The sequence below is a fragment of the Paracoccaceae bacterium genome (assembly GCA_033344815.1).
GTDB lineage: Bacteria > Pseudomonadota > Alphaproteobacteria > Rhodobacterales > Rhodobacteraceae > Roseobacter.
The window spans coordinates 33,750-46,845 of record JAWPMR010000001.1; the positions used below are offsets into that span (position 1 = coordinate 33,750).

8 protein-coding genes are annotated in these 13,096 nt (G+C 52.9%); 3 read left to right on the plus strand and 5 right to left on the minus strand.

Annotation, left to right across the window (positions count from 1 at the left end; all coding sequences use genetic code 11):
- Window positions 1-112: 112 nt before the first annotated feature.
- From R8G34_00180 to R8G34_00195, 4 genes are all read right to left on the minus strand, one after another.
- Window positions 113-5,008: a G8 domain-containing protein gene (locus R8G34_00180; GenBank protein ID MDW3221303.1), complete on the minus strand. Its 4,896-nt coding sequence runs from the start codon at window positions 5,006-5,008 to the stop codon at window positions 113-115.
- A 931-nt stretch (window positions 5,009-5,939) separates the two neighbouring features.
- Entirely contained in the window at window positions 5,940-6,059 is a 120-nt protein-coding gene (locus tag R8G34_00185) for an AlpA family phage regulatory protein (GenBank protein ID MDW3221304.1), read from the minus strand.
- Window positions 6,060-6,776: 717 nt separating this feature from the next.
- Entirely contained in the window at window positions 6,777-8,066 is a 1,290-nt protein-coding gene (locus R8G34_00190) for a mechanosensitive ion channel family protein (GenBank protein MDW3221305.1), read from the minus strand.
- 1 nt (window position 8,067) lies between these two features.
- A complete protein-coding gene (locus R8G34_00195; GenBank protein MDW3221306.1) occupies window positions 8,068-9,396 on the minus strand; it encodes a serine hydrolase in 1,329 nt (442 codons plus the stop codon).
- Between the two features lie 1,440 nt (window positions 9,397-10,836).
- Here R8G34_00195 and R8G34_00200 point away from each other — a divergent pair.
- The 3 genes from R8G34_00200 (at window position 10,837) to R8G34_00210 (ending at window position 12,125) form a co-directional block, all read left to right on the plus strand.
- Window positions 10,837-11,343, plus strand: coding sequence for a hypothetical protein (locus R8G34_00200; GenBank protein ID MDW3221307.1), 507 nt, complete (start codon window positions 10,837-10,839; stop codon window positions 11,341-11,343).
- Window positions 11,344-11,374: 31 nt separating this feature from the next.
- Complete coding sequence (locus tag R8G34_00205; protein ID MDW3221308.1) at window positions 11,375-11,515, plus strand: hypothetical protein; 141 nt, start codon at window positions 11,375-11,377, stop codon at window positions 11,513-11,515.
- A gap of 250 nt (window positions 11,516-11,765) precedes the next feature.
- Entirely contained in the window at window positions 11,766-12,125 is a 360-nt protein-coding gene (locus tag R8G34_00210; GenBank protein ID MDW3221309.1) for a ribonuclease H, read from the plus strand.
- Window positions 12,126-12,146: 21 nt separating this feature from the next.
- Here R8G34_00210 and R8G34_00215 read toward each other — a convergent pair whose 3' ends face one another.
- Entirely contained in the window at window positions 12,147-12,935 is a 789-nt protein-coding gene (locus R8G34_00215) for an NERD domain-containing protein (GenBank protein ID MDW3221310.1), read from the minus strand.
- Between the last annotated feature and the right edge of the window lie 161 nt (window positions 12,936-13,096).

Consider the following 13,096-nt stretch of genomic DNA (forward strand, 5'->3'; position numbering starts at 1 on the left):
GCGGGTTTTGTAATGCTGCAAATCAAGACTTGAAACCATTGCACTACAATTGGCACGGACGCTGGTGTAAGATTGGACAGTGCCTCTGTTGACAGCAATCCTCGCGCAAATCTTAAAGAACAAAGTCGTTGGCAGTGTAGTCAGCCGCATTCACCGACGCGCCATCATTTATACGAACGGAAAACACCAGATCATAAGTACCGCCCGAACCAAAACCCTCAATGTTTCCGAACACCCGGGTTTGATCGCCAAAGTCCATCAACCAGAGCGCGCCGGTGCCAGAGGCCATTCCATCCCCGTAGGTCTGCACACCAAGAAAAGTGAAGGATTGGTCGCCTGACACGCTGGCATCCGTATCGATCTTCCGCAGGTTGATCAGATCGCCCCCGGCCGCGCCAACACCGTCCATTCCGTCAATTACATCGGCAGCACCCGCGACAGACGAATTCCCGTCCACGAAAATAAACATATCATCTTCGGCGCCACCGTTCAGATAATCACTTCCGAGGCCGCCCCGCAGAAGGTCTTTATCGTCACCGCCAAACAACCTGTCGTCACCGTCACCGCCAAACAGCCAGTCGGCGCCAACTTCTCCGTAAAGACCGTCATCGCCGATACCGCCACGCAGTATGTCGAACCCGTCGCCGGCCTCAATCCTGTCGTCGCCCGCACCGCCGACTAAGATGTCTCTGCCCCCGCCACCATTTATATCATCATTACCGACACCGCCGTCGACGTAATCATCCTGATCACCCGCATAAATTACATCATTCCCGCTCCCGCCAAAAATGATCCCTTCACCTTGGCCGCTGTCCAGAAAGTCGTCCCCATCTTGCCCGCGAATGATGTCCTGGCCGAGACCGCCCGCAATGTCATCGTCGCCCGCGCCGCCGATAAGCTGGTCGTTGCCTTTACCACCGACAAGAACGTCATCACCCTCACCGCCGAAAAGTATGTCGTGACCATCGCCACCAAAGACCTGATCTTGTCCGGCACCGCCCGCAACGTGGTCGTTGCCGGCACCACCGCGCAGCTCGTCATTACCCAGACCACCGGAAATCCAGTCCGCGCCGCTTTGGCCCGACAGAAAATCATTGCCGCTGCCGCCAAAAAGCCGGTCATTGCCGGTGCCACCCCAAAAGCTGTCATCGCCCCAGCCCGCTAGGATCGTGTCATCACCTGCGCCGCCGTTGCCTTGATCGTCGCCGCCGAGCGCATTGATCTCGTCATCATCTCGACCACCGTTAATGATCTCGGACGCGTTGGTGCCCGCAGGAACCTCATAGGACGTAAATACAACCTCCGCGAGCTCACCCCGCAGCAGCGCGCCGACATTGATATCATTGCCCGGGTCATCCCCCTCAAGCGTCAGAACAAAGTCGTGGACGTGTGGATGCTCCTCGGTCCCGACTTGAAACAGCCCGCCATTATTGACAAGGATCCAATCGGCCGACAGTGACAAATCCTGCAAGTCTTCGACAATCAGTTCACCGCCATGGACGAGGATTGCTTTGACGGTCACATCCTGATCAAGGATCACCCGTTCACCTTCGCCAATAACAATGATGCTGTCGGAATCCGGAACGCTACCGCTCCAGGTGTTTTCATCTGACCAGCGTGGATCATTGGCGCGGATCTCGACGGTATCCGAGGTCGCAAGGGCTTTCCCCTCAAGATCATGGGCCGTGCGATCCTCCACATTGCTCAGCTCAGGCCGTGTTGTGTCTGGCAGGAAACTTTGCAACTCTGCGTCACTGTATTTCAACGGTGTATAAGGGACGTCGGGCACGCTCGTGATATCGTCGGGTATGTCACGCAATACATAGTTAAGTCGGTTCGGGGCATCGTCGGTGCCTGTGCCATCACCGACGTGAAGTTTGGTGAAAATACGCCCGTCTTCATAGTAGTACGCCTTGACCGGCGACACCTTCAGCTGATCGAAAGAGTCCACGCGGATCGCGCCCTGCACAGCGTGGTTTTCGTTTGCGTTGGGACTTTCGATAAAGACGTATTCGCCCGCAATCGCTGCATCGAAAGAAATGTGGTTCTGATCGTCCTCAAGCGCGCGGTCGCCGAAGTCATAGACATACACGTAGTCATTGCCATCACCCATCACCGTAAGCTGGTTAAAGGTGCCATTCCCGGCATCACCGTCGGTGCGTGGCCCATCAACCGCATCATAGCGCACGACACTGGAGGGACCGTCATTGCCCTCTGTCCCGGCCTCGGTCAGAAAAGCCAGCCGGGCATCCATGATGACATGCGCGTCAAAATCGGGATGGATATAGGAGTTGGCGCTCGAATTTGAGGCCAAGGCCCCATCGGTCAGCCAAGCGCCCTCAATCCCGGAAAGGCTCCCGTCCTCATCGTAGATCCCGCGTGAAAACCGAAACCCTCCGGTGAGCGGAAAGGAGATGTCTTCGGCCGCAACAAAGCCCGCGTCCGTCGTGACGCCGTTGACATAGTTTGTAATCCCGGTGCCGCGGCTGGAACTGAGCGCGATGTGTTCGTCGCCCTCGAAATTTGCAAAATGACTATCAGTCAGGTGGAAGATGCCTGAATAAAACGCCAGCCCCTTGAGCGCATCGCTTGGTCTTGCATCATCATCGGCAAAGGACCGGCCAGCGGCGATTTCAGCAGCACTGTTTGGGTTGCCAAGGTTACCACTGCTTGCATAAGACAGCGATCCATGGATCGACGTGTTTTCCTGAAAGTTCAGGCCCTCGATCGCGGCACCAAACGTCGAGTTGAAAAATTGAGTGTAGCCTTCTGCCTTACCCAAATCCACGGTCCAATTGAAATTGCGAAAAGCGTTGAAGCCATCAACCTCAAGCTCATACGTGCTATTGTGGAACCCATAGAATTCCTGATCCGGGTTCTTCGTTCGAAACAGGCCAGAGAAACTTGAGTGGGCGTTATTATCCACAAACAAACCGGCTTCAGAAACATTCGGCTTGGTGAGGTCGTCAAATAGCGCCATGCCTGTCGAGGCGCCTGTGAAATCACTGCCCACGGCATACCAAAATCCGCCGTCTGCACTGCCACCCGCAACGTTCCCGACGAAATCATTGTTCGGGTTGGTGATCCAAAAGCTGGACACATTCAGGATATCCGATGCAATAATCGCTTCGTCCTCGGAGGCCATATGCTGGCCAAACGCGATGTTGCCTTGGAACAGGTTGCCGGTTTCCGAACCGTCTTCCAGAAAATACCCGTGACCAATCGTGTCGAAAACGACGGTGTCAGATACCGAAGTGTGACTGGTGCCATGCACCGTGAGGCCCTTGTTGAAGGAATGATGGATCGAGCTGTTGGCGACATATTGCCCGGCGCCTGCGTCACCCAGCAGATGCCAGTGAAGTGGGTACTTGCCTAGAATCCCTTCCTGCCCCATCTTGGCGAATTCAGCGCCAGAGACATGCATCTCGGCACCGCGCATGACCATGGTGTGACCCCCATAGCCATCCTCATGCGCATCCTCGTCGCCTTGGATTTTGACATTGCGGCTGAGCAGTGCGACCTGAGCGCGTTCGTCGATCTCCCATTCCCGAAAATCCTCGCCATCCAAGCCGTTGCCTTCAGTCTCGGTCTCGCCGTAGTGCATGTAAACCAATGGCTTATCGAGTGTGAAGGTTAGCCCGTCAGCTGATACATCCGTAATGGTAAACGTCTCATCCTGCTCATATTCATAATCGGATGATGTGATCGCGATCTGGTCGCCAATTTCCCAACCGGTCTGCTCTTCCACCGTCAGGCGGTTTGATCCAGCCTCGGCGGTGCGCGCAAGGGTGGTCCAGCTGTCTTTTGCCGCATCGGCCGCATGGATTTCGATGCGGCTTCCTTCGCCCATCGCCATCAGAAAAGCGTTGTTATCCTTAATGATATCTTGGGTATGACCACCATGTCCGCCATCGTCGTGATGCCCATGCAAAGCCTCATGACGCAGCTCCTGCAAATGCGTGATCAGCTCACTTTGTGGACCCTCTTCGGGAACGTGCTCCGCCAAATCACCGACCACGGCAAATGTAATGACTTCGCGGCCAATAATTTCGTTGTCCGCCAGCCCTTCATATCGGATCCGGTAAAGCCCCTCATCTAGAACACCATCATCTTCGAAGAAGTCCTTACTCACTTCGTTGCGGAACCGAAATTGTTTAAACTCAGTCTCTGTAACAACTTCGTTTTTGTTGATCCGTTCAAAGACAAAGCGGTCAAACTCAACCTCGCTCGCCGCGCGACCGCCTGCCGCCACCTCAAGCGTAAATCGCCCGCTGTCAAACAAGCTGGCGTCGATGACGGAAAAATCGCTAACGGTCGTGACCAGCTCACCCGTAAGCGCGTCGCGCACATGGATTTCAATCGCGACTCCATCACCGTCAAGATCCAGCGTCTCGGGGCGGGCGTCGGCGGGACCGTAGTCCGCGATTTCCTCATCGCGCAAACTAGCCAGCTGTTCGACGACGTCGCTCTCAGGAGTATCAGACCCCCCTCCCAGATAAGGTTCAAGATCCTCAACAACACTAAAGTGTACTTCTTCCAACCACGCCTCTTTGCCACCGCGCGCCGCCCCTTCTGCGCTAATCCGGTAGACGCTCTCATCGAGACCACTTCCGTCCTGAAAAGTCGAAAACGGGATCGTGTCACCAATTTCAAATAGGCTCGTTTCGGCGGGTTCTCCATTCGGCATTAACTGCGCGACATGGACCTGAATGTTCTCGGCAAAGTCCGCGCGCGGACCCACCGCCTGAACTTGCAGTTCAAAGCCACGCTCCTCAAAAGCACCGCGACCTATCGTTCCGAAATCCGACAACTGTCCCAGAACATCGCCCGTGTTCACGTCGACAAGATTAATCTGAAGCGCAAACCCATCACCATCCGTATCGGCTGTCTCGCCAACCTCTGACGCTTGCTCCAAAGTCTTACAAAGACAAATGGGTGACCCGTTGGAAGGACATGGGCCAGCTTCGCCCGCAAGATACGCAACGACATCGTCAGTTTGACTCGACATAGGGCTTAACCTCTCAAAACATTGACTTTTTTCTTCACAATTTGCACGTGATCGTCACTGGTCGAAGGAATTGCCGCCAAAATATGGCAAGACGGTGCAAAAAGCGAGACACAAAACGTGTCCTCGAAACAAACATTTGAACCGGCATATCTCTCGAATTTAGGAAAAAGGGCTGTCATATTTGCGGTCTGCATACCGTGCATCCGCAAAGTTTGGCTTTTGAATTTCACCAATTGTCTATGACAGTTCAGATTTCCTCACTTATCTGGATCAAGAAGCATATATCTGATCGTTCAATACGTAGATGTATATCTGAGAAAATATTCAATGCATTTGGAATAGATCAAAGAAAATTGGACGGTGGCATCTTTTTTGATTGGCCAATATCCGTTTTCAACATTCGGCAGGGGCTCAGTCCATTGCATCTCTTACAACTGACATTGCTCTACCGTGAAGAATTCCAACCGGGCCAACGCCAAGACGAAACCAATTCAGAAATCGAGGCTATCTTGTCGAGTGGATAATGGTTTACTGCTCCTTTCAGAGGATCAAGGGCTTAGGCAGTGGGCGACGGCTGCGCTTGGTGTCAAAGCCAGTTGGCTTAAACCGGCTTTATGGTCACTCCGAATTAGGCCAGAGTCTTTGCAACCGGTAATAACAGCCGCTCCAACCGAGCAGGAAAGCAGCCATTCAGTTGGACATTGGCAACGTCAACTTCGTCCCGCGTGTCGGTCACTCGCCGAATGAAAATGCTGCGCCATGCACGAATGGCGGCAATGCGAAAGCTGCTTCGCGGCATCGGGTGCATCGGCCAGCGGCGGCTTTGAGCCGTTGTTATCGAGACTGCTATTTCCACCACACCCAGAAATTAGGTGGCCGAACTGTGCACGTCCGGCCACCCTTTGCTCCCAACTGGAAGCGACGTAAGAGGCTATCTATTGTTAAGCCGGGGCTGAAGCCATTCTAGTATTTCGTCTTCGACCCATCCCACTCTGTTAGGCCCAAATCGTATCCGCTTAGGGAACTTCCCGGCTTTTTCCAGACGTGCAATATGTTAAGGCGAGTACAAGACCAACTCCTTCACCCGCTTTTTCGATAGTATCCGCATCACGATCTCTCTATGCTTGAAGAGCATCGCGATGCCCTAGGGTTATGAAAGCCCAAGCACCGCTAGCGTAACCATTTTAAAGTTCACGATCAAATTTTATAGCGGCGGAACCCAACTGCCGAACATACGTTCGCATGCTAGAACTTGATTATTTCTGAGCCTAAAATGAGCCAAAAAATAAAAAAGGCCTCAGCAAGATAGTGCTAAGCCCTTGAAATATTTGGCTCCGTCGGCAGGCGTCCAGGATGATGTTTTCAATTCCCTATCCCTTTGAAAAATAACAAGAAAACGTTTGGGCATTCTCGCATGTATCCCCGAAGATGTCCCGAATGCATCCCTCGTTCAAGAGCCTGAGCAAGCCAAAAAGCAGCAACTGCGTGGTCAGTCCCACAGCCCCAACTTGCTTTCTACAGGAGAACGACCTTCAAGGGTTTTCCTGCGCAAGCCGACGTTTAATAGGAAAAGCTTTGAGCAGGTGATAGCGATGCTTGACGGGGGCGCGGGAACATTCAGCAATCGCAAAGGCCGCCGGCGTCAACGAAATGCCGTCATTGGGATAGCGCAAGACCCGGCAAAGGCAGAGGTTGCACTGGCAAAGTGGGGGTTGTGATACCGCAAACCACATACAAGACCCATTTAGGTTTATGATTGCAGACCGGCTTAAGCGGCATCCGACTTCACATGAATGTCCTGCTGAGGGAAAGGTATTGAGATTCCGGCCTCGTCAAAAGCTTCCTTCATCTGGTGTGTCAAATCCCAATAGACTGACCAGTAGTCCTCGGTCTTTGCCCAAGGCCTACAGATGAAATTGACAGAACTGTCGGCGAGTTGGTGGACGCGAATGGTTGGTTCAGGAGTATCCAACGTCGCAGGATGTTGCGCGACCACTCTCTCAATGACGGAAAGCGCTTCAGGTATCGAGTCTTCGTAAGATATCCCGAAGACCATATCTACCCGGCGAGTATCGCTCGCTGTTACGTTGGTGATCACGTTACCCCAGACATTCTTGTTTGGAATGACGATTACTTGGTTGTCTGGTGTAACTACCGTCGTCGCAACGACGCTGACAGATTTCACAGTTCCGCTCACACCGCCAACGTCAACGTAGTCCCCCTCGTCGAACGGCTGGTTGATCATGATCATCAGGCCACTTGCGAGATTGCCCAACGTATCTTGGAGGGCAAACGCCAAGATGAAGGAAGCACCACCGATCATGGCGAAGAGAGGCGTGATGTTGACCCCGAGGCCTGCGAGTACAATCAACAGCCCGATTGTAATCACGAGCCAAAACGCCACACCAACCAAGAAAGTTTCCAAAAGGCTCGACATGGCGGGCACCTGACCGACCCACTTCCGAGCCAGACCGCGTGCGGCGCGAGCGACGAATAGGAGTGCGAGGAAAGAGAGCAAGACTACGCCAATATCCTTTGCAATTGATAGGCCGCCATCGAGCCGTGTTGCCCAGTTCAAGAAAGCGAAGAAGATAGCACGAGGACTCGCCAATAGTGTTTCATTTAAAAACACAGAGTCGCGGTAGGTTCGTAAATCACTTACAAGTGCGGGGTCGCCTCCCTTGCTCTCAAATGCGTCCACCACCATCGTATAACGTTCGAACACCGATGCGCGTGCTTCCACCATGCGAGCGATCTCTTGGTAGGCGGCATCGGAGGCTGCCTCAGGGTTGCGAAGCAGCGCCACCTGTTGTTCCGCGATCTTCTGAGTCTCAGCCTGCACCAAGTCGAGCCATTGTCCGGCCAGAGGTTCGAGTTCTTCTTTCTTTAGTGGGATAAGTAGGTGAGCGAGTTCGTCCACCGGGATGGTTGCACTCACGACTTCATCCGCAAACTCCGAGGCCCCATTCTCATTTGTTTGTTCGTTCTGTGCCAGAGCTAGGACCGGCAGCAGAAAGCTACAAAGAACCCCGATGAATGTGTTTCTAAGGAAGCTCATCTCAGCCTCTGCTCATTAAATATTCGGCAACAGCTTGATACGCTGGCAACGATGTTGGATCGATAAACCCGTTCTGTGCGCGCGGGTAAGAAGCAAGCCGGACAAGAACCATGTTGGCGGTTGGGTCTACGTATATCGTTTGGCCATGCACCCCGCGGGCAGCAAAAGCTCCATGATCATTGTGAAAGACCCAGAATTGACTCGTGTAGCTGCCGTTTTCGATGGTTGGGAAGCCGCCAAACTTGGACTGATCGCCACCGTCTTTGATTTTCTTAACAACATCGGCAGGAAATAGCTGCGTGCCATCACTAGCCACCCCTTCGTTCAGCAAAAGCTGACCCAGCCTCCCCAGATCGCGAAGCCCCGCCGTCACGCCTCCACCCGCGAACGGCACGCCCTTGCCATCAACAGTTTGGTAGGCATCCATTTCGGCTCCCATACGACGCCAGAGGCGCTCTGACGCCAGATCGGTTACAGCCTTTCCGGTCACACGACTGATCATCCAGCCGAGCATATCGGAGTTGATTGTCTTGTAGTGAAATTCGGCTCCATGCTCGCCATCGGACTGCGCCTGCTGAAGATACTCCCAATAACCGTTTGGCCCCTCATACCCTTCAGGCTTTGGCAACGGACTCGCCGCCGCGGAATAGAGCCAGATGTCTGCGTTCGGGTCGGAGTAGTCCTCGGAGTATTTCACACCCGTGGTCATATCCATGACCTCGCGCACTGTTGCGGTGGCAAAGGCGCTGTCCCCAATCTCAGGTATCACATCGCGGACGAGGAGCGTGTCGTCGAGCACGCCTTCAGCAACGAGAATTTCACCCAACAACCCCGTGATGGATTTGGTCATCGACATGATGGCGTGCTTGCCGTCTTCCTCAAGGCAGCCAAAGTAGCGTTCGTAAACAACCTCACCCTCGTGGATTATCAGCATGCCGTCTGTGTAGTTCGCGTAAAGCGACTCTTCCCAAGTCATCTCTTCATCGTCGTTCATCGGTATGAAGGAAAGTGCGTCAATTTCCGACCTAAGATCGGCGAACTCGGCTGGTGCGGGGTAGGTGAGCGGCAAAGGTGCGCCCGTGCCTCGGCTGATCTCCTCCGTGGGCAGGAACTCTCTCAGATGACAGACCGACCAGCGAAGCTTTGGGAAACTGAAGTAGTTCGAGTCGGGCTGCGTTATCAGCTTGTCTTCCGGTGGAGGAAAGCCCTGCATCCACCCCATAACGTTCGGGTCTGAGGCCTCCGCCGACAAGAACGCCGTTTGCGCGTTGGTAGCTACCGGAGGCATTGCAAGCAGCAATGCCACTATGAATGGTTGCGTAATGTTCATGCGACGCACTGCTTCAACCCTTTTTAAACAAGACCAAATGGCGAGTTAGCTTTTTTTACTGGCCCTGCCAGCTTAGACTTCTTGGCTATCAACCACGCCGGTTTCAGCCGACTTTACGAGTTTTGACGCATTCGTTGATAAATTCGCAGATCGCCGAAGCTACGGGCGTCAACCGGAACGCCGTAATCAGGATTGCACAAGACCCAGCAAAGACAGAAGCGGCTCTGGTGCAATTGAGGTTGTGACACAGCAACCCACATACAAGCCCCATTTCGGATGCTGATGGCAGACCAAATTTGGGGTGACTGACTGCCCCCTCAGTTTCACAGCGGAAAACAAGAAACCCACATCTTAGCCCTAAACGATGCTTTCAGGGCGAATCGTAGGGTCGCGCCGTTCACACACATACTAGACCCAACGAACAGTTCGGAGCCTCGGCATTTGCCCCCACCATGTCCGTAGCAGTCGCTTCATGTCTGGTAACCAAATAGACCCCTTACTAGAGATACAGGCGAAGCTAGGTGTGATTTGCGATTAACCCACCCTCTAGCAGTAAACACACTTTCCGCGCACGCGCTGCCCATTCACCCCCAATTCTAGCCCAAGAAAGACCAGCTTCAGCAATTAACCCGCAACTAAGACCCAGCAGAGTGCAACTGTCAAAAACGGCCGTTCTAGGTTTCACGTGTTCATGCCTAGGGGTGTGAATCAATATTTGAAGAAGGTGCAAACTTCTAAATAATGATCAAATGAACATAGTATTCTGGATTTTGACCAGAACGCTCGAAGCGTTGATCGCTCTTTCATGGCACAGCCATCGAAACTGGGTCTTCAAGCGATAGCGCATCCTGAAAGTGATCGACTGGCGACCCGTTGAGGTGCAATCAGAGTATTTGGTTCACCCAGTCCAATTACCTTCAGGGTCAACTTCATTTTCTGTCGGCTGATGCCGCCATGATGACTTTCTCCCTTTAGGTGCAAACATTTCGATCCTTTATGACTGACTTCTGGGTTCCCTACCGTGGTTACCCCTTTAGGCGTCCATTTCACAAACAATAGGTTTACGGCAGCACCTAGCTGAGCCCAAAAATATCATTCTATTTCAGTGTCTTACGGAGATTCTCATTTTTGATTGAGACAGATGTGCCGTGCGTGCCGCTCTTTTGCATCCAATAACCCCGGCCCTCATGGCCCTCCACACGCCTCAACTAGAGGTCCCCACAACGAAAGCCCAAACATGCTCTATCCAAACCGCTCAACACACACCGTCATCATCGACCGCGCATGCGGCACTGGTAAGACAACCGAAATGCTCGCGTCACTCCAGCCCGCCAGAAAATACCTGCTCGTCACTCCCTTTCAACTACCGGTCGGCAGTCTTACTAAGAACGGGCGTCAATGTAGTTGAGAGCGCCGCGTCAGTTCAGTGAAAATACGCACGTGCAGCTTGAGAAACTGCTTGAGGAAGGCAGGTCCGTAGCGATTACCCACGAACTGTTCTTTATGACGTTTCGCCTTGCTGAGTTGATGGCTGATTATGAGATAATCGTAGATGAAGCCCCCAATCCAGTCACTTGTATCGACACCATCGACGCAGATGCATCCAATGAGGCCGTGGTTGGCTGCGGCTATGCCACCGTTTGTCCTGCTACCGGTCAAGTCCAGCCGACAATGGAGTGGATCAAATGGGAGCGGAAGATGTTCGATGGCGACGGTGAATCGAGTTACTCAAATGGTCTCCATCCAGAAATCTACAAACCCGCGATTCAAGGTCAGCTTCATGTCGATAAAAGCGGTATTTTCGCTGTGGCGACGCCAAATCAGGTGCTTCTCTCAGGTCGTTCGCTTGCCGTAATGACATTTCTCAGCGAGGGGACATACATCCGCGCCTACCTCAAGATGCTCGCTCAACCCCATGGCGCAAAACTTCCTAGGGGTCTCAGGTAAAGACTTTGCAGACAACTATACCTTGGCAGAGATGGCCCAGTGGATATGGAGAACGCGTGCCCGAGATGGCCTGCCGATCACCCTGGCAATTCCGGATGACCGCATGCGTGCGGTCTTCAACGACTGGCTGAACTCTGCAATAGAAGACATCGACCTGCTGGAAGCTGCGTAGGCTTAAAGCCCAAACGGGCTTTAGTTCACAAGTGCTTTGGTCTCTCAATCGAGTGTTACCTCGGAGCGGCTCGCACCGGTAAAGAACGCGTCTATCGACAAACCAAACAATCACACCTCACGAAAACCCGCAAGGAAACCCAACAATGACTAAAACAGAAATGACCATCCATACTGACGGCTGCTGCCTCGGCAACACCGGCAGAGGCGGCTTCGCCGCAGTGGTTCGTCGCTAAAAAAATGGCATCGAAATCAAGAAGCGGGTTGTTGGTCACAATACGCCGGATACCACAAACAACCAGATGGAGCTGATGGCAGCCAGAAAAGGCTTGTGCCAAATAAAGCGAAACGAACCAGCCAAGATCACAGTGTATTCGGATAGCCAATATGTCATTCTAGGTATGAATGAATGGCTAACCAAATGGCAGGCCAAAGGGTGGCGGGCAGCGAACGGACAGCCCGTCAAGAACCTAGAGCTATGGAAAGAACTTCTGAGGGTTTCAGATGGACTAGAAGTCCAATGGGAATGGGTCCGAGGCCACAATGGCGACCCACGAAACGAAGAAGCAGATCTTTTGGCCAATCAGGCTGCGTCCAAGCAGGCTCAATAGAAGGTAAGACTTTAGGGAACCTTACCCTATCTTTTGCTGGCCCCAGCACTTTGGGAAACTCGCACATCCCCAGAAACCGTCACCCGTCTTGCGGTTGGTCCGCTTAACCATCTCCCCACCGCATTTCGGGCAAGAGATCGAATTGGTGGCATTGGCAGGTTTCGGCGCTGGGACCAGAACTTTTGTTGCCGCTCTTTTTTCGAGGTTACGCACATGCTCTTTGCGCACTGCCCTCGTATTTTCCAAGGCCAGATTTTGAAGTTTGTGGACGTAAGCGTTCACTTGCACATCCGAGATTACATGCTGTTTGCGCACGCCGATCAACCGACCAAGCGAATGTAATCCCCACGCAAAGTTTTCTGGCATGGCCGTCTTACGTTCTGCAGTGCCAGTGAACACGACAAAGCTGTGCACCAACTTTTGGTCGATACCGAGGATTTCCTGCACAGCCTTAACATGCGCATAATTCTGTCTGAGCGGGTTTTGGAGGCCGCGTTTCTTGCCACCCTTTTGGACATGCGTCCACTTTTTCTGGTCGGCGTCGCCAAAAATCCAACCCGACATGTTTTTGGTCTCGATTACGAAAACTCCATAGCGGGATAAAACGAGATGATCCAACTGGGTAGTCCCGCCAGCACTAGGCAGTATCAAATCTGACAATACGCGATATTCTCTTGCATCGAGGACAGACGTTAGCGCGTTATGCACTTTGCGCTCACCCCGAGCCCCTTTTCTTTCAGGTGTATTGTAGCTGTGTTCGGCAGCACGAATTGCCGACCGGACAGCAGTTTTCAGCAGATACTTAAACATAGGCACTCTCTAAATTAACGTCAGCCGTCGGGTAGATTGCATGAATATCGTCTTTCTCCCATGGCTTAGATCAATGGTGGCGAGTAGCATCGCCCACGCCTTTGAAGTGCGGTTAAAATTTTAAGATACAACATGTCCGCCATGGATTGGCTGTAATTCAC